At 69.3% G+C, this 20,130-nt stretch carries 17 protein-coding genes and 1 pseudogene; 4 read left to right on the forward strand and 14 right to left on the reverse strand.

Translation table 11 applies throughout. From position 1 onward, the window contains the following. The first annotated feature begins 126 nt into the window (after positions 1-126). Together I2W78_RS28640 and I2W78_RS28645 are read left to right on the forward strand one after the other, a co-directional pair. Positions 127-3,321, forward strand: a complete 3,195-nt coding sequence (locus I2W78_RS28640; protein ID WP_196463128.1) for a glycosyl hydrolase family 95 catalytic domain-containing protein — start codon at positions 127-129, stop codon at positions 3,319-3,321. 32 nt (positions 3,322-3,353) lie between these two features. Continuing rightward, the gene (locus I2W78_RS28645; protein ID WP_196463129.1) at positions 3,354-3,554 is read left to right on the forward strand and encodes a hypothetical protein; all 201 of its coding nucleotides are present in this window, start codon (positions 3,354-3,356) and stop codon (positions 3,552-3,554) included. A gap of 171 nt (positions 3,555-3,725) precedes the next feature. Here the strand turns inward: I2W78_RS28645 and I2W78_RS28650 are convergent, their stop codons facing one another. The 5 genes from I2W78_RS28650 to I2W78_RS28670 all read right to left on the reverse strand — a co-directional run bounded on the left by I2W78_RS28650 (position 3,726) and on the right by I2W78_RS28670 (position 9,180). Continuing rightward, the gene (locus I2W78_RS28650; protein WP_196463130.1) at positions 3,726-4,475 is read right to left on the reverse strand and encodes a dienelactone hydrolase family protein; all 750 of its coding nucleotides are present in this window, start codon (positions 4,473-4,475) and stop codon (positions 3,726-3,728) included. 287 nt (positions 4,476-4,762) lie between these two features. Continuing rightward, positions 4,763-5,677, reverse strand: a complete 915-nt coding sequence (locus tag I2W78_RS28655; protein ID WP_196463131.1) for an SDR family NAD(P)-dependent oxidoreductase — start codon at positions 5,675-5,677, stop codon at positions 4,763-4,765. A gap of 119 nt (positions 5,678-5,796) precedes the next feature. Continuing rightward, positions 5,797-7,023 (reverse strand): cytochrome P450, encoded by a 1,227-nt coding sequence (locus I2W78_RS28660; RefSeq protein ID WP_196463132.1) that lies wholly within the window; start codon positions 7,021-7,023, stop codon positions 5,797-5,799. Between the two features lie 43 nt (positions 7,024-7,066). Further along, positions 7,067-8,557, reverse strand: a complete 1,491-nt coding sequence (locus I2W78_RS28665) for an FAD-dependent oxidoreductase (RefSeq protein WP_196463133.1) — start codon at positions 8,555-8,557, stop codon at positions 7,067-7,069. Further along, entirely contained in the window at positions 8,554-9,180 is a 627-nt protein-coding gene (locus I2W78_RS28670) for a TetR/AcrR family transcriptional regulator (protein ID WP_196463134.1), read from the reverse strand. Before I2W78_RS28670 ends, I2W78_RS28665 begins: the two co-directional genes overlap by 4 nt. Positions 9,181-9,437: 257 nt before the next feature. On the opposite strand from I2W78_RS28670, the gene I2W78_RS28675 reads away from it, so the two are divergent. After that, complete coding sequence (locus I2W78_RS28675; protein ID WP_196463135.1) at positions 9,438-10,022, forward strand: TetR/AcrR family transcriptional regulator; 585 nt, start codon at positions 9,438-9,440, stop codon at positions 10,020-10,022. Between the two features lie 23 nt (positions 10,023-10,045). Here the strand turns inward: I2W78_RS28675 and I2W78_RS28680 are convergent. After that, positions 10,046-10,240 (reverse strand): annotated as a pseudogene (locus I2W78_RS28680) (hypothetical protein); the annotation flags it as partial. 487 nt (positions 10,241-10,727) lie between these two features. Between I2W78_RS28680 and I2W78_RS28685 the strand changes: the two are divergent. Continuing rightward, a complete protein-coding gene (locus I2W78_RS28685; protein ID WP_196463136.1) occupies positions 10,728-12,782 on the forward strand; it encodes an alpha-L-fucosidase in 2,055 nt (684 codons plus the stop codon). Positions 12,783-12,936: 154 nt separating this feature from the next. Here the strand turns inward: I2W78_RS28685 and I2W78_RS28690 are convergent, their stop codons facing one another. From I2W78_RS28690 to I2W78_RS28725, 8 genes are read right to left on the reverse strand one after another with little or no spacing between them, the layout of a single operon-like run. Further along, positions 12,937-13,572 (reverse strand): LutC/YkgG family protein, encoded by a 636-nt coding sequence (locus tag I2W78_RS28690; RefSeq protein ID WP_196463137.1) that lies wholly within the window; start codon positions 13,570-13,572, stop codon positions 12,937-12,939. After that, positions 13,569-15,068 carry a LutB/LldF family L-lactate oxidation iron-sulfur protein gene (locus I2W78_RS28695; RefSeq protein ID WP_196463138.1) on the reverse strand — a complete coding sequence of 500 codons (1,500 nt, stop codon included), beginning with the start codon at positions 15,066-15,068 and terminating at the stop codon, positions 13,569-13,571. Before I2W78_RS28695 ends, I2W78_RS28690 begins: the two co-directional genes overlap by 4 nt. After that, positions 15,065-15,805 carry a (Fe-S)-binding protein gene (locus tag I2W78_RS28700; RefSeq protein ID WP_196463139.1) on the reverse strand — a complete coding sequence of 247 codons (741 nt, stop codon included), beginning with the start codon at positions 15,803-15,805 and terminating at the stop codon, positions 15,065-15,067. Before I2W78_RS28700 ends, I2W78_RS28695 begins: the two co-directional genes overlap by 4 nt. Further along, the gene (locus I2W78_RS28705; protein WP_307783827.1) at positions 15,796-16,704 is read right to left on the reverse strand and encodes an amidohydrolase family protein; all 909 of its coding nucleotides are present in this window, start codon (positions 16,702-16,704) and stop codon (positions 15,796-15,798) included. Before I2W78_RS28705 ends, I2W78_RS28700 begins: the two co-directional genes overlap by 10 nt. Beyond that, a complete protein-coding gene (locus tag I2W78_RS28710; protein WP_196463140.1) occupies positions 16,701-17,012 on the reverse strand; it encodes an L-rhamnose mutarotase in 312 nt (103 codons plus the stop codon). The genes I2W78_RS28705 and I2W78_RS28710 overlap by 4 nt, the downstream gene beginning before the upstream one ends. Beyond that, on the reverse strand, positions 17,009-18,019 hold the full coding sequence (locus I2W78_RS28715) for an aldo/keto reductase (protein ID WP_196463141.1): 1,011 nt from the start codon (positions 18,017-18,019) through the stop codon (positions 17,009-17,011). The genes I2W78_RS28710 and I2W78_RS28715 overlap by 4 nt, the downstream gene beginning before the upstream one ends. After that, positions 18,016-18,789 (reverse strand): SDR family NAD(P)-dependent oxidoreductase, encoded by a 774-nt coding sequence (locus I2W78_RS28720; protein WP_196463142.1) that lies wholly within the window; start codon positions 18,787-18,789, stop codon positions 18,016-18,018. Before I2W78_RS28720 ends, I2W78_RS28715 begins: the two co-directional genes overlap by 4 nt. After that, positions 18,786-20,123, reverse strand: coding sequence for an L-fuconate dehydratase (locus tag I2W78_RS28725; RefSeq protein WP_196463143.1), 1,338 nt, complete (start codon positions 20,121-20,123; stop codon positions 18,786-18,788). The genes I2W78_RS28720 and I2W78_RS28725 overlap by 4 nt, the downstream gene beginning before the upstream one ends. Positions 20,124-20,130: the final 7 nt, after the last annotated feature.

Here is a 20,130-nt window from a genome sequence, read left to right on the forward strand (position 1 = left end):
ATGAGTTGGTGCTGCAGCCCTCTAGACATCCGATCTATACCACGGCAAAGATGACGTGCCCCTCGGAGGACTCGAAGAGGCTGCACTTCCCCTCATGTCGAACACCCATGGCTGGGAGATCTTGCCGTGACCCATGCGTCTCACCCGCAGCGAAGAAGCGTCCTGAAGCTGGGCGGCGCCCTCGCCCTCGCGCCCCTGATCACTCAGCTGGCCGGCGGTACCCCTGCGGGGCCGGCCTTCGCCGCCACCTCCGCCGCGTCGGCGGGAGTCCGGTGGCCGACCCTGTCGCGCAAGGCGCTGAAGTACTCGGTCCCCGCCATGGACTGGCAGTCCCAGGCCCTGCCGATCGGCAACGGCCGTCTCGGCGCCATGCTGTTCGCCGACCCCGATCAGGAGCGCATCCAGTTCAACGAGCAGAGTCTGTGGGGAGGGGTCAACAACTACGACAACGCGCTCGCGGGCAAGCCCGACAGCGCGTTCGACACCAGCATGACCGGCTTCGGCTCGTACCGGAACTTCGGCGACGTCGTCGTCACCTTCGCCGACCGTGCGAAGGTCACGGCCCCCGGGGGGCCGTACCGCACCTCCTCGTCGGAGGGCGTGGACAAGACATACGACGGCAACGCGAGCACCAAGTGGTGCATCGACGGGCCCGGTTCGAAGGTGCAGTGGCAGGTCGAGCTCCCCGAGCCCGTCGAGGTTGCCTCCTACCGTCTGACGAGTGCCAACGATGTGCCGCAGCGCGACCCGCAGGAGTGGACGCTGTCCGGTTCCGCCGACGGAGCCGACTGGACCAGGCTGGACAGCCGCACTTTGGCGGCGCCCTTCGAGAGCCGTTTCCAGACGAAGGAGTTCACCTGCGCCAGCAGTGGGTCGTACCGCTTCTATCGGTTCGACTTCGTCCCCAAGGCAGGGGTCAGCCACTTCCAGGTGGGCGAGATCGGTCTGTCCGGCGTCGACCTCGCCGGTGCCGCGCTGTACCTGTCGTCGCCGAGCGGGCACTCCGAGGGATCGGGTGCCGGGGCCCAGGCCATGGACATCTCGTGTTCGGTGGACCGCGATCCGGCCACGGTCTGGCGGGTCGACGCTGCCGGACCCGCGGTCGTCTGGCAGGCCGACCTGCCCCGCGCGGTCGCCGTCACCGCGTACACGCTGACGGCGGCCCCGGACCGTCCGCAGGACGACCCACGGCGATGGACGCTAGAGGCGTCGCAGGACGGGCGAACGTGGGTGACCCTCGACACGCAGAACCCCGGCGCGCCCTTCGCCGACCGCGGTCAGACGCGCGCGTTCCGGATCACCAACAGCACCGCCTACCGCACCTACCGGCTCACGTTCACCCCCGGCGAGTCGTCCACCGGCTTCCAGATCGCCGAAGTCGCCCTGGAAGGCAGGGGGTTCGACACGCGCACGCTGCGCACGTTCGTCGACTACCAGCGCACCCTGGACTTCTTCGACGGTATCCACGTCACCCGGTTCGGCGCGCCGGGGCGGCGCGTCCTCAGGGAGGCATTCGCCGGCCGGTCGGCGGACGTCATGGTCTTCCGGTACACCTCGGACAGCGAGCGGGGATTGTCCGGAGCGATCTCTTTGACGTCCGGACAGCAGGGGGCTCCGACGACCGTGGACGCCACCGCCCGGCGGATCGCCTTCCGCGGTGTCATGGGCAACGGCCTCAAGCACGCGTGCACCGTCCAGGTCGTGCACACCGACGGCGACGTCCGCACCGACGGGTCGGCCCTCCGGTTCAGCGGCTGCACAAGCCTGACCCTGCTGCTCGACGCCCGCACCGACTACAAGCTCGACGCCGCCGCCGGATGGCGCGGAACCGACCCCGAACCGGTCATCACCAGGACACTCGACAAGGCGGCCGCCCGCTCCTACGCCGGGCTGCGCGAGGAGCACACCGCCGAGACACGTGCGCTCATGGACCGGGTCTCCGTCGACTGGGGCACCTCCGACGACGCCGTCGTCGCCCTGCCCACCAACGCCCGGCTCGCGCGTTACGCGTCGGGCGGAGAGGACCCGACCCTCGAACAGGCGATGTTCGACTACGGCCGATACCTGCTGATCAGTTCCTCGCGCCCGAACGGCCTGCCCGCCAACCTCCAGGGCCTGTGGAACGACAGCAACTCACCGGCCTGGGCCTCCGACTACCACACCAACATCAATGTCCAGATGAACTACTGGGGAGCCGAGACGGCGAACCTGCCGGAGTGCCACGAAGCGCTCATCGAGTTCATCAGGCAGGTGGCGGTGCCCAGCCGCGTGGCGACCCGCAACGCCTTCGGCGAGGACACGCGCGGCTGGACGGCCCGTACCAGTCAGAGCATCTTCGGCGGCAACGCGTGGGAGTGGAACACCGTCGCGAGCGCCTGGTACGCGCAACACCTCTACGAACACTGGGCGTTCACCCAGGACAGGAAGTACCTCCGCACCGTCGCATACCCGATGATCAAGGAGATCTGCGAGTTCTGGGAGGACCACCTCAAGGAGCGCGAGGACGGACTCCTCGTCGCGCCCAACGGCTGGTCCCCCGAGCACGGGCCGCGCGAGGACGGCGTCATGTACGACCAGCAGATCATCTGGGACCTGTTCCAGAACTACCTCGACTGCGAGGCCGCGCTGGAAGCTGATGCCGACTACCGGGCCAAGGTCGCGGACATGCAGGCGCGCCTCGCGCCGAACAAGATCGGCCGCTGGGGGCAACTGCAGGAATGGCAGGAGGACATCGACAGCCCCACCGACATCCACCGCCACACCTCACACCTCTTCGCGGTCTACCCGGGCCGCCAGATCACCCCGAAGACACCCGACTTCGCGGCCGCAGCCCTCGTCTCGCTCAAGGCCCGGTGCGGCGAGAAGGAAGGAGTTCCGTTCACGGCCGCGACGGTGTCGGGCGACAGCCGCCGCTCGTGGACCTGGCCCTGGCGGGCGGCCCTCTTCGCCCGCCTCGGCGACGGCCACCGTGCCCGGATCATGCTGCGGGGACTGCTGACCTACAACACGCTGCCCAACCTGTTCTGCAATCACCCGCCCTTCCAGATGGACGGCAACTTCGGCATCACGGGCGCAGTGGCGGAGATGCTCCTGCAGAGCCACGACGACGTCATCCACCTGCTGCCCGCCCTGCCCGACGCCTGGAAAGCCAGGGGCTCCTTCACCGGACTGCGCGCCCGCGGCGGCTACGAGGTCAGCTGCGCATGGCGGGACGGCAAGGTCACGTCCTACAAGATCGTGGCCGACCGGGCACGGAACCAGGGGAACATCACCGTGCGGGTCAACGGCGCCGACAGGAAGGTGAAGCCGATCAAGCCCTGAAGACGGCAAAGCGAAGACGACGGCCGCAGGACATGACGGCGAACACCGATCCGTTCTCGTCCCGCGCCGCCGCTGTCGTCGGCACGGCCGGTTTCGCGACCGCGTCCTGCCGACCGGTACAAGACACGTCGCGTCCGGCAAGCGTGCGGAACCTCGTTGCCGACAAGGACGGAATCAGCCAGCAGGATGCCGTGAAGCAACCGCCACAGAGCGGCCGGGTCGGCCGAATCTGACGCTCGTCGGGTTGACCGAACGAGCCGCCGACCGGGTTCCTGCGCGGCGTCACACGGTGTGGGGTTGCCGAGAGCCGTCGTTGCCGACCTCGGCCACGGCGAACCAGCCATGGTCCGCCGTGGCCGAGGTCGCTGATGAACTGCGGAGTTTTGGGGCACCCTGAGGTGGGGTCAGGCCTTGGACGTCTGCTTGAGGTGGGTGTCGAAGAAGGCCTCAATGCGTAGCCATGCGTCAACAGAGGCTTCTGGGACAGGTCCGAACCCGGCGACGCGGTACAGCGGGTGCAGCAGGCGCGGGCCGAATTGTTCGTCGTTGAGGAAGGCGTGGCCTGCCTGTGGGTACTCCTTCACGTCGTGTACGACGCCGAGCCTGTCGAGGGCGGAGTCGAGCTTTGCCGCCGCCCCCTTGAGCGGTCGATCGCGGCCCCCGTAGCTGGCGACGATGGGGCAGGCGCCGGCCAGGGCCTGGTCCATGTCCTTGGGGAGCTGGCCGTAGTTGGCGGACGCGGCGTCGAAGATGCCGCTGCCTGCCGCCATGAGGGCGAAGGACCCACCCATGCAGAAACCGATGATCCCGACCGCGCCCGTGCAGTCGGGGTCATCGACGAGGTAGGTTCTCGCGGCGGCGATGTCCTGGTAGGCGCGGCCGTGGCCGGACAGCGCGGCCCGCATGGTGGGTATCAGGCAGCGGCGTGCGCCTCCGTCCGTGTACAGGTCGGGCATGAGGGTCAGATATCCGGCGCTTGCGAGCCGCCGTGCCTGTCGGAGCATCTCGTCATTGGCACCCATGACCTCGTGCGCGACCACGACACCGGGCCATGGGCCAGGTCCGTCCGGCCGGACGAGATGCCCGGTCAGCCGCTTGGAACCGCCGACCGGGGCGCTGAGGTGGGTCAGGGTGACGGAAACGGGATCTGGCACGGCATCCTCCGGACGACGACATGGGGTGGGGTGGTGTGGGTGAGGCTGATGGGTCACGTGGCAAGGGAAGGAACTGCGCCGAGTCATGGTGGATCCCCTCCCAGGCGCACCACAGCCCTGTGAAGAGTCCAGGACCGGGCGGGGTTCATACCTGGGCGGTGGTGACACCGTCTTACATGTGCGAGTGCGCAAGATCGGCCATCTGCTTGTTGCTCTCTCTCCGGGCAACGGTGAAGGGGGTGGTCCCCATTGCGCAGATGCGAGGCGCCGGTCGCCCCACGGCTGGATCAGGGGATGAGTCCGGCCTCCTCGATCAGAGAACCGGGGACGTGGTAGCCGTCCTGGTCGCGGATGCGGGCGATGTGCCTTCGCACGTCGTCCGCGGTGGCGAGAGGCTCGTCGGCGGCGACGTGCCAGCCCTCGGTGACCCCGATGAAGGCGCGGGCGTAGCGGCCGCGGGCGATGGAGAAGACCTCGTGGGTGTACGGGTTCTCCTCGCCGGCCAAGTAGGCGACCATCGCGGTGACCATCTCGGGCTCCGTGTGCGCCGGAGTGGTGGGTAGTGTCGCCATCATGTCCGGGTTCATGTCCGCGCCCATCCGGCTCTGGGCCATCGGCAGAACGGTGTTGACCAGGATGCCGTGAGAGGCGCCCTCGAGGGCCACCACGTTGGCCAGGCCCAGGACGGCTCCTTTGGCCGCACCGTAGTTGGCCTGCTCGGGGTTGCCGAACACGCCGGAGGCGGAGGAGGTGAACACGATCCGCCCGTAGCCCTTGTCGCGCATCACGGCGAAGGCGGGCTGGGTGACATAGAAGGCACCCTTGACGTGTACGGCGAGCAACGCCTCGATCGAATCGGGGGTGAGCTCGGTGAAGGGGGCGTTGCGGATGTTGCCCGCGTTGTTGATCAGGATGTCCACGGTGCCGTAGGCGTCGAGCGCGGTCTGCACGATGGCCTTGCCGCCCTCGGGGGTGGCGACCGAGTCGTAGTTCGCGACGGCTTGGCCCCCCGCGGCGATGATTTCCTTGACGACTTGGTCGGCCATGGCGGTGCCGCCGCCGGTGCCCGCGATCGTGCCGCCCAGGTCGTTGACGACGACCTGGGCGCCGCGCGCGGCGAGGTCGAGGGCGTGGGTGCGACCCAGACCGCCGCCGGCGCCGGTCACGATGGCGACCCTGCCCTCGAACGAGATTCCGTCCACTGTCAGATCACTTCCTTACTGTCGTCTGTTGCGGGCAGGCAGCCGCGGTCGCTCCCCGCCGATGACGCCGGACGAGACGCAGCACCAGGCCTCACTCACGTGTGCCGCCGAGGGTCGGGTCAGGCCGGGCGGACGCCGTCCACGGTGATCCACAGGGCCGACGGGCCACGCAGGTCGGCCATCGGGCGGTAGGGCGGCGGGTCCTGCGACAAGCGAGGGTTGACCAGACGTCGAGTCAGCTCGCGGACCGCTATCTGGCCCTCCATGCGGCCGAGTCCGGCCCCGAAGCAGAAGTGGATGCCGGCGCCGAAGCTGAGGTGGCTGGTGTCGGGACGAGTGATGTCGAAGGTGTCCGGGTCGGGGAAGCGGCGCGGGTCCCGGTTCGCCGCGGCGAGGGCGAGGATGACCGTGGAACCCTTGGGGATGGTGCGGCCGCCGATGACGATGTCGTCGACCGCGACACGCGGTCGCAGGTGCACGGACGGCTCCAGGCGCAAGGTCTCCTCGATGGCACCGGCGGCGAGGGAGGGGTCGGCCTGGAGCCGGGCCAGCTGCTCGGGGTGCCGCAGCAGCAGGAGCATGCTGCTGCTGATGAGGTTGACGGTGGTCTCGTGGCCTCCGATGAAGAGCATCGTGGCGGTGCTGAGCAGTTCCGGCAGGCTCATCGGACCGCCCGGGCCGTCGTCGTGGATCATCCGGGACAGCATGTCCTGGCCCGGCTTCTCGCGCAGCCGCTCGATGTGGGCGACGAAATACTCGGCCAGTTCCTGCTGGGCATGGTTCCTGGCCGCGGCGGCCTCCTGGTCATGCGGATCGACCTGGAACTCCGGGCCGGTGGCCGACTCCTCGCCGAGAGGGCCGAGGATCTCGGCATCTTCGGGCGGGACGCCCACGAGGTGGCAGGCCACGCGGACGGGGATCGGGTAGGAGAACTCCGAGACCAGGTCGAACTCGCTGCGCCCGGTCAGCTGGTCGATGTGGTCGCGGATCAGCTCTTCCACCATCGGCCGCAGACTTTCGACGAAGCCGGGGCGTGCGGGCGGGCCGAAGTGGCGCTGGGCCAGGCCGCGTAGCTGGTCGTGTGTGGGGTTGTCCCGCCCGAGGAACGTCGAAGCGGTACCGGGAGCCGGGGCGTTGATGCCGACCCGACTGTCCGGGGTGGCCTTACCGCGGTCGGCGGATATACGCGGGTCGCGCAGCAGCGCACTGACCTCGTCGTATCCGCTGACGACGCAGGTTCCGTCGTCCTGGACGGAGACCGGCTCTTTGCGCAGCTCGGCGTAGAGAGGCCAGGGGTGAGGGCGGCTGTCGGGGTGAAGAACCTGCTTGTACAAGGTGGACGCCATGGGGGTGCCACTCACTTTCGGTGTGGGGGAGAGGGGTGTGCGATCAGCGGCCGACCGGCCGGAGTGTGCGGGACGTGTTCTCGTCGCAGGCGACGAACTCGGCCGGGAACGGCGCGCCTTGGCGGACGAGCGATTCGTAGTAGGGCAGGTAGCGCCCGTTGTCGAAGGTGACCGCGGCGACGGTGCGGTTTTCGCGTCCGTACAACACGCTGAAGGAGCCCTGGCCGAGGGTTCCCTGGACCACCGCGATGCGGTCGGCGATGCCGGGGTGGCCGACGCCCTTGATGTTCACGCCGAACTGGCTGGACCAGAAGGCCGGCAGACCGGTGTGTGGGATCGGGGCCTGGCCGGGCCGGCGTGTGATGTTGTGGGCGACCGTGCGGGCCTGGGTCACGGCGTTGCCCCAGTGCTCCACCGACAGCCGCTGGTCCGGGAGGAGGGGATGCGGCGCGGCGGCGACATCGCCGACGACGTACACATCGGGCAGGGCCTGCTCGCCACGGCCGAGTGCGTGGCACTGGTCGTCGCAGTGCACCCCGCGGCTGTCCGTCCGTACGGCGGAGCCATTCAGCCACTCGACGTTGCGCTGTGCGCCGAGCGCGACGACGGCCAGGTCCGCGTCGACAGTGTCACCGTCCGACAGCACGATCTGCCGCAGCGCACCGGTCCCGTCCGCCACGAAGCGCTCGACGATGGTCCCCAGCCGCAGGTCCACGCCCTTGTTCCGGGCCAGGTCCGCCACCACGCCACCGATCACGCTTCCCAGCGGTCCCTGCAACGGCGTGGCTTGTGCCTCGACGAGTGTGACGTCGAGGCCGAGTTCGCGGCAGCCGGAGGCCAGTTCGCCCCCGAGGAAGCCGGCGCCGATGACGGCGACGCGACGGGGCGGACGCGCCAGGCGCCGCTGAAGTTCCTCGGCGTCGTCGCGGGTGCGGACGGTGAGGACACCGTCGATGTCGTCGGCGGCGCCGCCGGGGAACGGACGGGCCCGGGTGCCGGTGGCGATGACCAGGCTGTCGTAGCCGACCGTGGCGTCGTCCGCCAGCCGGACCAGGCGGTGGTCGGTATCCAGCCCCGTCGCCGGGACACCCAGCAGGAAGCGTGCGTCCAGGGCCTGCGTGACCGGCAGTTCGAGGCGATCGGGCGGCAGCTTCTCGCTCACGCACGCCTTGGTCAGCGGAGGGCGGTCGTACGGACGATGGGGCTCATCACCGATGATGGTCAGCTGTCCGGAGAAGCCGGACTCGCGCAGCGCCTCGGCAGTCTTCAGCCCGGCGAGGGAGGCGCCGACGATGACAACGTGGCGGCCGTTCTCCCTGCTGGCCGTGGCGGGTTCGTCCGCGTCTTCCGTGCCGACGGTGATGGCGCGCACGGGGCAGGCCAGTGCGGCCCGGCGTACCGCGTCCCGCATCTCGTCGGGCGGGTTCGGTACGTAGGTCAGAGCCTCCAGGCCATGCAAGGTGAAGGCGTCGGGGGCGGCGAACACGCACTGTCCGTAACCCTCGCAGCGGTTCAGGTCGACACTGATCTTCACTGGGCGTCCCCGCTCTGCCGGGACGTGAGCACCGGAAGCAGAATCCGGTCCACCAGGGACTCCACGAAGGCCGCATCGACCTGGCCGTCGGCGACCAGGACCTGGTGCAGGATTGCGGCGCGTGTGAGATCCGCCGGCAGGACGGGATCCGCCCCTTCACCGACCTCGCCACGTTTCCTGGCACAGCCCAGGACGGTCTTCGCCAGACGGGCGTGGTGCAGGCGGATCAGTTCCTTGGCCATGCGTCCGACACCGCCGTCGTCGGAGGCGGCGACCAGTAGACCGGAGAGATACTTGGCCGGATGTTGCGCCTGCGCGCCGCCGTTCGGCGCCAAGTTGTGCAGCAGATCGCCGCGCAACGATCCGGTGGCGGTTACGTCAGCGGATTGGTTGATGACCCGGTACGCAGCCCGGTGCAGAGCCGCGGTTAACAACTCGTCCTTGTCTCCCCAGCGGTGATGCATCGTTTTTGTGCTGGCCGTGGCCCGCTCGCACACGGCGGTCAAGGTCAGCCGCTCGTAACCAACCTCGGCCAGCAGGTCCAGCGCGGCGTCGAGCAGCGCAATTTCGCGGTGGACGTCCATCGGGCGGCCTGGTGATGTGACTGAGGTCGGCATAGTCATGGAAGGCTCCAGGGCATAGGGCGCGGCATGGTCTCTTTCCTGATTACTCGGACATAAGGTGAACAAAGTTGATCTCGCAACATAAGCGTCTCGCTGGAAGTGGTCACCGTGACGACTGTCGAGTCGGATGCGTTCTGCCGCTCAGCGGCTCATGATGTCGAGGCAGGGCAGGGAAGCCTCCCCCCGCTATAATCGGAAAGCGCGTTCCAGTTGACGATACGGTAAGGCCGTTCCGGATGTCGAGTAAAGGTACCTCGATGCGTTCTGACGCCCAGCGCAATCGCAAGCGCGTCCTGGAGGCGGCGATGGAGACGTTCGCCACCGAGGGCCTGTCAGTGCCCGTGGCCGCAATCGCCCGGCGGGCAGGGGTAGGCACCGGCGCCGTCGGTCGGCACTTCCCAATGAAGGATTTCCTGTACGAAGCGATCGTGCTTCACCTGGTCGGTGGCATCGTCGACAAGGCCCGGGACCTCTCCGCAAAGAATGATCCGGGCAGCGCCTTCTTCCAGTTCCTGGTCCACATGGTCGAGCAAGCGGCGGTGAACCGCGGTCTTGCCGAGGCGATCTGCGGTGCCGGTTTCGATGTCGAGGAGGTCGCTTTCCGTCCCGAGCACAGCCTGGAGGCTGTGGAGAGCGAACTGCTGACGAGGGCTCAGCAGGCGGGTGCAGTACGGCGGGACATCACTCGCGCCGATGTGAAAGCGCTCCTGGTCGGCTGCCTGGCCCGAGAGCGTCAGGGCTGCGACCCGGAAGCCCGGCAGCGCGTGATCGACGTGGTGTGCACCGGCCTGCGAGCCGAACCGGGCACACCAGTCTGCGACGACCGGGGGCTTGCCGGCTGAGCGGGTCCTTCAGTGACTTGTTTCTACTTCTTGGACGGCACCGTCGGCATTCCCAGGAACGGCAGCCGCAGCGCACCGAAGGCCTCCGCCGGGACCGCGGTCTCGCAGGAGGAGCCGATGGGGCAGCCGCCGAGGAAGTGAGCCGTGAGGGGAGTCCCCATCAACTCGCCGACGTGCGACCCCGCGAACCCGTTGATCTCGGCCGCGATGGCCGACGCGACTCCGAAGCCTCCCCTGTCAGGTACACCCAGGCGCTCGTGGCGGGCATCGCTCACGCCACCCTGGAGATGCTCGAACCGCCCATCTCGCGGCCGAGGATCCACGGGCCCTGAGGGTGGTGCTCCAGGCCCGTCTGGACAGGGTCGACACCCGGGGCGCTTCAGGGGTTCCGCCGCTGGACTGAGCCGGTCGGCCTGGGCTCTGGCTCGGATCGGGAAGAGTGGAACATCAAGAGATCCGATGTATGGCGGGGTTCCTGAAGCTTGAGGGTGGCCTTCAAGGCTCGGCAAGCCTCCAGGAATCGCCTGTCTAGGGTGCTGTTTTGATTGAATCTCGTCTCAGCTATAGACGCGATCGCCTTCGTGCTCCTATAAATCCATCCGATGTCTCTTTTGGGGCGACGCGGAGGACGGGGACGGCGCCGCCATGTCGGCGTCCCGCTGCTGACGTCCTGTCATCCCTCCCCTTGACACATGGAGCCGCACCATGTCCTCTGCCTCCCTCAGTAGACGCTCTCTGATGAAGGCCGCCGCCCTTGCCGGAGGAGTGGCGGCCTTCGGGCTGCCCCAGGCCCTGTGGCCCTCCACCGTCGAGGCGTACACCGTCCCCTCGAAGATGGACTGGTGGTACCAGGCCAGGTTCGGGATGTTCATCCACTTCGGGTCCTACTCGCACCTCGGCCAGGGCGAATGGGCCTTCGACAACCAGCGGTGGAGCAAGGCGGACTACCAGACCCAGGTCACCCAGAACTTCAACCCGAACCAGTTCAACGCCGCCACCATCGCCGAACTGGCCAAGAACGCCGGCATGAAGTACATCGTGATCACCGCCAAGCACCACGAGGGCTACGCGATGTGGAACTCCGACGTGGCGGGCTTCACCGACACCACGGGTACCAAGCAGTACAACCTGCGCGACTACAACGGCATCCAGACCGACCTGCTCATGGACCTCAAGACGGAGTGCGAGAGCCGGGGCATCAAGTTCTGCCTCTACTACTCGATCCTCGACTGGAACCACCCGTCCCAGACCGACCGTCACGAGGGCGGTCTCACCACGATGTCGTCGCAGGCCGCCCGTACCGCCTACATCGCCGACATGAAGGCGCAGCTTCGGGAGCTGCTGGATCGCTACGACCCGGCGCTGCTGTGGTTCGACGGTGACTGGTTCGACGAGCCTTCCAGCCCCACCCTGGAGGACTGGTGGCTGGAATCGGACGGCGTCGACCTCTATAACTGGCTGATCGCCCGCAAGCCCGGCCTCATCGTCAACGAACGGGTCAAGCGGGACCACGGCCTCGGCGACTACGCGGTCGCGGAGTTCGGGATGCCCAGCGCACCCATGAGCCGGCCGTGGGAGCGGTGCGCCACCATGAACGGCTCCTGGGGCTACGACGCGTCGAAGGAGAACTCCTACAGATCAGTCACGGACATCGTTCGAGAGCTCGTGACGGTCGTCTCCCGGGACGGCAACCACCTGCTGAACATCGGCCCCAAGGGCGACGGCTCGGTCACCGCGGGAACCCAGACCATCCTGAACGGCGTGGCCTCATGGATGTCGACGTACAGCGACAGCATTCACGGCACCAGCGGCAGCCCGTTCACCACCGAACCCGCATGGGGGAAGATCACCAAGAAGAACGGCAAGCTCTTCGCCCATGTCTTCACCTGGCCCACCAACGGCCAGCTCCGGATCCCGAGGATCGACAACGCGATCAGCCGCGTCTACCTGCTGAACAACCCCTCGGTCTCGCTCTCCCACACCGTCACCGATCAGATCAACGTCACCGTGCCGACCAGCGCGCCGAACGCCAACGTCTCCGTGGTGTGCGTCGAGGTCCAGGGCATGCCCGTGAGGGTCTCCCCGACGGTGTTCCAGAACGTCAACTACCAAGGCTCCCGCGCCGTTCTCGCGCTGGGCAGCTACACCTCCTCCCAGCTGTCCGCCGCCGGTCTGGCGCCCGCCACGGCCTCGTCCGTCCTGGTGCCCGACGGCTACCAGGTGACGGGCTACTCCGGCGACAACTTCACCGGCACCGCCTGGACGTTCACCGCGAACGCCGCCGACCTTCGGCAGACCGGTAACAATGACGTCATCGCCTCGCTGAAGGTGACGTTCAACCCGGCCACGTACTTCCGCCTGGCCAACGTCACGAACGGCCTGGCACTGGACAGCGGCGGAAATGTCGCCAGCGGCTCGAACCTGAAGCAGTGGGAGCCAATAGACCACGCCAATCTCCAGTGGCAGGCCATCGAACTCGGCAACGGCTACTACAGGCTCGTCAACCGCAGCAACGGCATGGTCGCCGACGGCTGGGGCGGCACCCGCAACGGCGACCCGGCCCGGCAGAAGGCCTGGGACGGCAGCAACACCCAGCAATGGCAGATCGTCCACCGAGGCCAAGGCCAGTACTCCATCGCCAACCGCAGTACGGGACTGGTCCTCGACGGCGGCGGAATGGTCGCCTCAGGGTCCGTGACCAAGCAGTGGACGTGGCAGCAGAGCACCAACCTGTTGTGGACGATCACGCCAGTCGGCTGACTGGGTCGGTGAGTGGCTGCACAAGCGACTCAAGAGCACAGCTGAGCGGTCACATCAGATGCGGCGGCGCTGAAGAGCGCCGCCGCACAGTGAGCACAGGACGGTGGACCGCTCCTGTCGCCCTCTCGGCTTCGGGCTGTCCGCCGGCGGGCCGCTACGCGTCTTCGACCACGACGATGTCCAGGACACGCGGCCCGTGCACGCCTTCCACCCGGTCCAGTTCGATGTCGCTGGTGGCCGAGGGGCCGGAGACGAGCGTCAGCGGCCGGTACGGGTCCAGCCGTTTCAGCGCCTCGGGCACGTCGGGGGCGATCTGGCTCGCCCGGACCACGCAGATGTGCTGGTCCGGCAGCAGGGTCAGGGCCCGGCGGCCCTGGCCGGGGCCGTGGTCGAGGGTCACGGTTCCGGTGACGGCGATGGCGGTGGCGACGGTGGTGATCACGGCGTCCGCCGCGTCCAGCTGATTCACCGTCAGCGGCGGGACGTCCTTCAACCGCGACCAGGGCCCCTCGGAGACGAGGTCCTCGGGGAGCCCCGGCGGCAGGACCACGGACCGCGCTCCGGTGCGTGCCAGCGCGCGCCCGACGGCGGCCGCGGCGCCGGCCATCGGCACACGGACCACCGTGGCTCGGTACTCGGCGGCACGTTCGGTGAACAGCCCGACGATGTCCGGCCCCGCATGGTCCGCGCGACGTCCATGCGTGACCGGTGCGTTATCGGGGCTCTCGGAGCCGGGCACGTCTACCAGTGCCGTCCTCACCGCGCTGAGGACTGTCTCGCGGCCGCTCATCGTGCTTCCTTCCCTTCCGCCGTCGTCGGGCTTTCGTCTCGTCCGGTCGTTCTCGTCCGGCGCCACCAGGCACGCATCGATTCCCGGGCCGGCGCGGGCGCGTCCCGGGTGGCGGACCAGCGGGCGAGGGGACCCGGCAGGAAGCCGATCCGGCCCTCGCGGCCCACGAGGCGGGCCCCGAAGGCTGCAACCTTCTGGACTGCGGCCAGCCGTCCGGGGGAAGACAGCACGGCGCCCGCGGCCTTCATGGCCAGCGCTTCGCTGGTGGGCAGCAGCCGGGCCGCACGTTTCGCCTCCACGGCCTCGGCACGCAGATGGACCAGCACCTCAGGAATGTTGATCTTCACGGGGCAGGCGTCGTAGCAGGCCCCGCACAGGGTCGAGGCGAAGGGCAGCGAGGCGGCGTTCTCGACGCCGACGAGCTGCGGCGTCAGGACGGCGCCGATCGGGCCGGGGTAGACGGAGCCGTAGGCGTGGCCGCCGGTGCGCTCGTACACCGGGCAGACGTTCAGGCAGGCCGAGCAGCGGATGCAGTTCAGCGCCTGGCGACCCACCTCGTCTGCCAGGGTGGCGGTGCGGCCGTTGTCGAGGAGCACCAGGTGGAAGTCCTGGGGGCCGTCGCCCTCGGTGACGCCGGTCCACAGGGAGGTGTACGGGTTCATGCGCTCGCCCGTGGACGAGCGGGGCAGGAGCTGGAGGAAGACGTCCAGGTCGGCGAAGGAGGGCAGGACCTTCTCGATGCCCATGACGGTGATCAGTGTCTCGGGCAGCGTCAGGCACATCCGCCCGTTGCCCTCCGACTCCACGACCACCACCGTGCCGGTGTCGGCGGCGGCGAAGTTGGCGCCGGAGACGGCCACCTTGGCCCGCAGGAACTTCTCCCGCAGATGGAGCCGGGCCGCTTCGGCGAGGTCGCGCGGGTCGTCGGTGAGGGCGTCGGGGGCGGGCCTGCCCCACTCTCCCATCTCCCGCCGGAAGATCTCCCGGATCTCGGAGCGGCCCCGGTGGATGGCCGGTACGAGGATGTGGGAGGGGCGGTCGCCGCCCAACTGCACGATGAGTTCCGCCAGATCGGTCTCGTACGCGCGGATGCCGGCGTCGGCGAGTGCCTCGTTGAGGCCGATCTCCTGCGTGGCCATCGACTTGACCTTGACGACCTCCCTTTCGCCGGTCGCCTCCACCAGGCCGGTGACGATGCGGTTGGCCTCGGCGGCGTCCGCCGCCCAGTGCACGGTTCCGCCCGCGGCGGTCACCGCCTTCTCCAGCCGCAGGAGATGGTGGTCGAGGTGGCGCAGGGCGTGGCGCTTGATCGCCGCGGCCGTCTCCCGCAGCTCCTCCCAGTCCTCCAGCTCGGCGGCGACCGCGAGGCGCTTGTCGCGGATGGTGCCGGTTGCCCGGCGCAGGTTCGCCCGCAGCCGGGTGTCGGCGAGCGCGTCACGCGCGGCCTCGGGGAAGGCCGGTGTGCCCAGCCATACGACGTTGTCGGCGCCGCTCACCGTGCGTCCCCTTCCGTGGAAGCCAGGATCTCGGCCAGGTGCAGGGTCCCGACGCCGGTGCGGAGCCGGGACAGGCCGCCGCCGATGTGCGTGAGACAGGAGTTGTCGCCCGCGGTCAGGAACTCGGCGCCGGTGTCCAGGACATGGCGCATCTTGTCGGCCAGCATGGCGTTGGAGACGTCGGCGTTCTTCAGCGCGAAGGTGCCGCCGAAGCCGCAGCAGGAGTCGGCGGCGGGCAGTTCGACGAGGTCGATGCCCTTCACCGCGCGCAGCAGCCTGAGCGGCCGGTCGCCGACGCGCAGCATGCGTAGTGAGTGGCAGGTGGGGTGGTAGGTGACGCGGTGCGGGAAGTAGGCGCCGACGTCGGTGACGCCGAGCACGTCGACGAGGAGTTCCGACAGTTCGTACACCGTTGGCGCCACCTGTTCGACCGCCTCGGTGAGGGCGGTGTCCCCGTACTGGGCGGCGACCACCCGGTGGTGGTCGCGCACCATGCCGGCGCAGGAGCCGGAGGGGGCGACGACGGCGTCGTAGCCTGCGAAGACCTCGGTGAATCGGCGCACCATGGGCAGGGTCTCGGGGCGGTAGCCGGTGTTGAAGTGCATCTGGCCGCAGCAGGTCTGAGCCTGGGGGAACTCCACGGTGTGGCCGAGGCGTTCCAGGAGTGCGGTCACCGCCTGGCCAGTGCGCGGGAACATGGTGTCGTTGAAGCAGGTGATGAAGAGGGCTATGCGCATGGTGCTTCCTGGGGTGGGCCCGGCAATCCAATGACGGGCAGGCCGTAGGTCCGTGCGGCGGTGCCGGTGAAGACTTCGTGGCGTTCCGTGGGGGCGAGCCAGGCCGTCAGCTTCTGTGCTGTAGCGATCACTTGGCCGTAGGAGGCAGCGAGCCGGCAGACCGGCCAGTCGGAGCCGAACATCACGCGCTCGGGGCCGAAGACGTCCAGTACCGTGTCGGCGTACGGCCTGAGGTCCTCGACGGTCCAGGTGCCCCAGTCCGCCTCGGTGACCAGGCCGGAGAGTTTGCAGACGGTGTTGGGCAGGGCGGCGAACCATCGGATCTCCTCGGCCCACGGGTCAAGGGCACCGGAAACGATGGGCGGCTTGCCCGCGTGGTCCAGAACGAACATGAGGTCCCGCAAGCGCGCGGCGGCCTCGGCCGCGGCCCTGAGCTGATGCGGCTTCACCACGAGGTCGTAGACGAGTCCGGCTTCGGCGACCGCGGTCAGCCCGCGCAGCACGTCGGGGCGCACAAGCCAACGGGGGTCCGGTTCTCCCTGCACCTGATGGCGGATACCGACCAGGTACTCGCCACCGAAGCCCGCGCGCAACCTCGCGAGGGCGTCGCCGACATCGGGTGCGGTCAGGTCGGTCCAGCCGACCACACCGGCGAGCAGATCGCTGGACGCGGCGAGGGCCAGGAACTCCGGCGTCTCCTCCGGCACGGTGATCGTCTGCACCAACACGGTGGCCGAGACTCCGGCGGCACGGGCCTCGGGCGCCAGGTCGGCGAGGGTGAAGTCACGGCGGAGTGAGGCCAGTTCGGGGCCGGTGATCCAGCCCTGGTCGCGTACCGAGAGCTGCCACACATGATGGCGGGCGTCGACGATGCCCGGCCAGGGATGCGGCACGGTCACAGCTGCCACACCACCGGCAGCGAGGCATCCGCGCCCTCGGCGGAGTAGTCGTGGACGACCTCCAGCAGCTCGGCCATCCGCGCCTGCCAGGCGATGTTGACCGGCAGCTTCTCGAGTTCGGTGATCATCGCCGGGTAGTCGTCGACCTCCAGTACGTGGAAGAGATCGGTACCGCTGCGCCAGATCGTCCACTCGCTCACGCCGGCGGCGCGGATGGCGGCGGTCAGCTCCTCGGGCACCTCCCGGTGCGCCGCCTCGTACTCCTCGACGCGGTCGGCGCGGACCCTGGTGTGCAGGGCGACCCTCATGACGGCTCCTTCGCAGCCGGGACTACGGGGACGGGGGCGCCCTCGGTGAGCAGACCCTCGGCGCACAGCTCGCCCCACAGCGCCTCGGGGAGGGGGCGGCGCAGTTGCTCCACGGCGTCGTGGACCTCCTCGGGAGACCGCGCGCCCGTCAGGACGCTCGCGACCGCGGGATGGCCGAAGGGGAAGTGCAGGGCGGCGGCCCGCAGCGGCACGCCGTGGCGTTCGGTGATCTCCCAAAGGCGCAGGGCACGGTCGAGCAAGGACTGTGGCGCGGGCGCGTAGTCGTACGTGGCACCGGGTCGCGGGTCGGTGAGCAGCCCGGAGTTGAAAACCCCGCCGATGACCACGCTCCGGCCTCGCGCGGCGGCCTCCGGCAGCAGTTCAGCGAGGCCGTCCTGGTCCAGGAGGGTGTAGCGGCCGGCCAGCAGCACCACGTCGATGTCGGTCTCGCGCAGGAAACGGGCGGGCAGCGCGGACTGGTTCATGCCGACGCCGATGGCCCCGACCACGCCTTCGGTGCGCAGGCGTTCCAGCGCCGGATACGCCTCGCGCAGGGCCTGCTCGGCGTGGTCGTCCGGGTCGTGCAGCAGCGCCACGTCGATCCGGTCGAGGCCGAGGCGGTCCAGGCTCGCCTCCAGGGAGCGCAACACCCCGTCGGCGCTGAAGTCCCAGAGGCGGCGGTGGGTCGCGGAGACGGCGAAGCCGTTCGCGAGGTCGTCGCCGCAGCCGCCCTCCGGGTCGGGGACGAGCAGCCGGCCCACCTTGGTGGAGACGGTGTAGGTGTCCCGGGGGCGGTCGCGCAGGGCCGCGCCGAGCCGCCGTTCCGACAGGCCGAGCCCGTAGTGGGGTGCGGTGTCGAAGGCGCGGATTCCGGCGTCCCAGGCCGCGTCCACGGTGGCGAGGGCGGCCTCGTCGGTGACCGGCTGGTAGAGGTTGCCGATGGCCGCGCACCCGAGCGCGAGTTGTGTGACCCCGACCGTGCTGCGGCCCAGCGTGGTGGTCCTCACGACCGGTCCGCCGGGCGCAGCCGCAGCCCCTGCATGCCGCCGTCCACCGCGAGGGCGGTGCCGGTGACGGACGCCGCGGCGGGACTGGCGAGGTAGACGATGGCGGCTGCCACCTCGTCGGCGGTGACCAGACGGCCCATGGGCTGGCGGGCGTTGAGCGCGGCGCGCTCTGCTTCCGGGTCGTCGGCGGCGTCCAGCAGCCGGCTTACCCAGGGGGTGTCGGCGGTGCCGGGGTTGACGCAGTTGACGCGGATGCCCTCGCGGACGTGGTCGGCGGCCATGGCGAGGGTGAGGGAGAGCACGGCGCCCTTGCTGGCGGAGTACAGGGCACGCTGTGGCAGTCCGGCGGTGGCTGCGATGGAGCAGGTGTTGACGACGGCCGCAGTGCCCGGACGGGCAGTGGCAGCGCTGCGCAGATGGGGGAGGGCGGCCCGGGTGGTGCGGACCATGCCGAGGACATTGACGTCCAGGACGCGGTGCCACTGCTCGTCGGGGTTGTCCTCGATGGTACCGATGGCGCCGATGCCGGCGTTGTTGACGAGGATGTCGATGCCGCCCATCGCGGTGGCCGCGGCCTCCACGGCGGCGCGTACCGAGGTGTCGTCGCTCACATCGGCCTTGAGACCGAGCAATGGCTGGGGCACACCGGCGGGTTCGAGATCCAGGACGATCACCGCCGCGCCCTGCGCGGCCAGCGCGCGGGCCGTGGCGAGCCCGATCCCGGCAGCGCCTCCGGTGACGACGGCTCTGAGACCTGAGAGTTCGGTCATGCCGCATCCTCCTGCCCGGCGCGGTCGGCCACCCAGAAGCTCCCGTCGGGGTAGCGGTACTCGGCGATGGACTCCTCGCGCATGGTGGCGGAGAAGCCGGGGGCGAGCGGCGCGGTGTAGTGGCCGTCGCGCATCACCACGGGCTCGGTGAAGTGCTGGTGGAGGTGGTCGACGTACTCGATGACCCGGTTCTCGGTGGTGCCGGACAGCGCCAGGTAGTCGAACATCGACAGGTGCTGCACCAGCTCGCACAGCCCGACTCCGCCGGCGTGCGGGCACACCGGCACCCCGAACTTGGCCGCCAGCAGCAGGATGGCGAGGTTCTCGTTGACCCCACCGACCCGGGCGGCGTCGATCTGGAGGATGTCGAGGGCGCCGGCCTGGAGGAGCTGCTTGAAGACGATGCGGTTCTGCACGTGCTCGCCGGTGGCGACCTTCACCGGTGCCACCGCACGGCGTACCGCCGCGTGGCCGAGGACGTCGTCGGGGCTGGTGGGCTCCTCGATCCAGTACGGATCGAACTCGGCGAGCGCCTTGGTCCACTCGATCGCCTCGTCGACGTTCCAGCGCTGGTTGGCGTCGATGGCGATGCGGATGCCGTCGCCGACGGCGGCACGGGCGGTGCGCATCCGGCGGAGGTCGTCGTCGAGGTCGGCGCCGACCTTGAGCTTGATCTGGGTGAAGCCGTCGGCGACGGCCTGCTTGGCGAGCCGGGTGAGCTTGTCGTCGGAGTAGCCGAGCCAGCCGGGGGAGGTGGTGTAGCCGGGATAGCCGCGCTCCAGCAGGATCGTCTCGCGCTCCGCGAGCCCCGTCCGGCCCTCGCGCAGCAGCCCCAGGGCGTCCTCGGGGGTGAGGGCGTCGGCGATGTAGCGGAAGTCGACCTGGGAGACCAGCCACTCGGGTTCCGCGTGGGCGAGCAGTTGCCACAGCGGCTTGCCCTCCCGCTTGGCGGCGAGGTCCCACACGGCGTTGACGACGGCGCCGATCGCCATGTGCATCACGCCCTTCTCGGGGCCGAGCCAGCGCAGCTGGCTGTCCGCGATCAGGTCGCGGCTGAGCGAGCCCGGGTCGGCGCACAGCTCCGCCACGTCACGCCCCACCACGTGCGGGCGCAGTGCGTTGATCGCGGCTGCCTGGACGTCGTTGCCGCGTCCGATGGTGAAGGTGAAACCGTGGCCTTCGAGCCCGTCACCGGCGTCGGTGCGCAGCACCAGATAGGCGGCGGAGTAGTCGGGGTCCGGGTTCATCGCGTCCGAGCCGTCCAGTTCCCGTGAGGTGGGGAAGCGGACGTCGTAGGTGTCGACCGCGGTGATCCGGGCGGAGGTTGCAGTCAAGGGGGTG

It is taken from the genome of Streptomyces spinoverrucosus, assembly GCF_015712165.1.
Classification (GTDB): domain Bacteria; phylum Actinomycetota; class Actinomycetes; order Streptomycetales; family Streptomycetaceae; genus Streptomyces; species Streptomyces spinoverrucosus_A.

Bases quoted from the DNA above. Each gene is read 5' to 3' on its own strand.
- I2W78_RS28690 (WP_196463137.1), bottom strand. From the start codon at position 13,572: ATGAGCGGCCGCGAGACAGTCCTCAGCGCGGTGAGGACGGCACTGGTA.
- I2W78_RS28670 (WP_196463134.1), bottom strand. From the start codon at position 9,180: ATGACTATGCCGACCTCAGTCACATCACCAGGCCGCCCGATGGACGTC.
- I2W78_RS28720 (WP_196463142.1), bottom strand. From the start codon at position 18,789: ATGACCGAACTCTCAGGTCTCAGAGCCGTCGTCACCGGAGGCGCTGCC.
- I2W78_RS28645 (WP_196463129.1), top strand. From the start codon at position 3,354: ATGACGGCGAACACCGATCCGTTCTCGTCCCGCGCCGCCGCTGTCGTC.
- I2W78_RS28660 (WP_196463132.1), bottom strand. From the start codon at position 7,023: ATGGCGTCCACCTTGTACAAGCAGGTTCTTCACCCCGACAGCCGCCCT.
- I2W78_RS28700 (WP_196463139.1), bottom strand. From the start codon at position 15,805: ATGCGCATAGCCCTCTTCATCACCTGCTTCAACGACACCATGTTCCCG.
- I2W78_RS28675 (WP_196463135.1), top strand. From the start codon at position 9,438: ATGCGTTCTGACGCCCAGCGCAATCGCAAGCGCGTCCTGGAGGCGGCG.
- I2W78_RS28685 (WP_196463136.1), top strand. From the start codon at position 10,728: ATGTCCTCTGCCTCCCTCAGTAGACGCTCTCTGATGAAGGCCGCCGCC.
- I2W78_RS28710 (WP_196463140.1), bottom strand. From the start codon at position 17,012: ATGAGGGTCGCCCTGCACACCAGGGTCCGCGCCGACCGCGTCGAGGAG.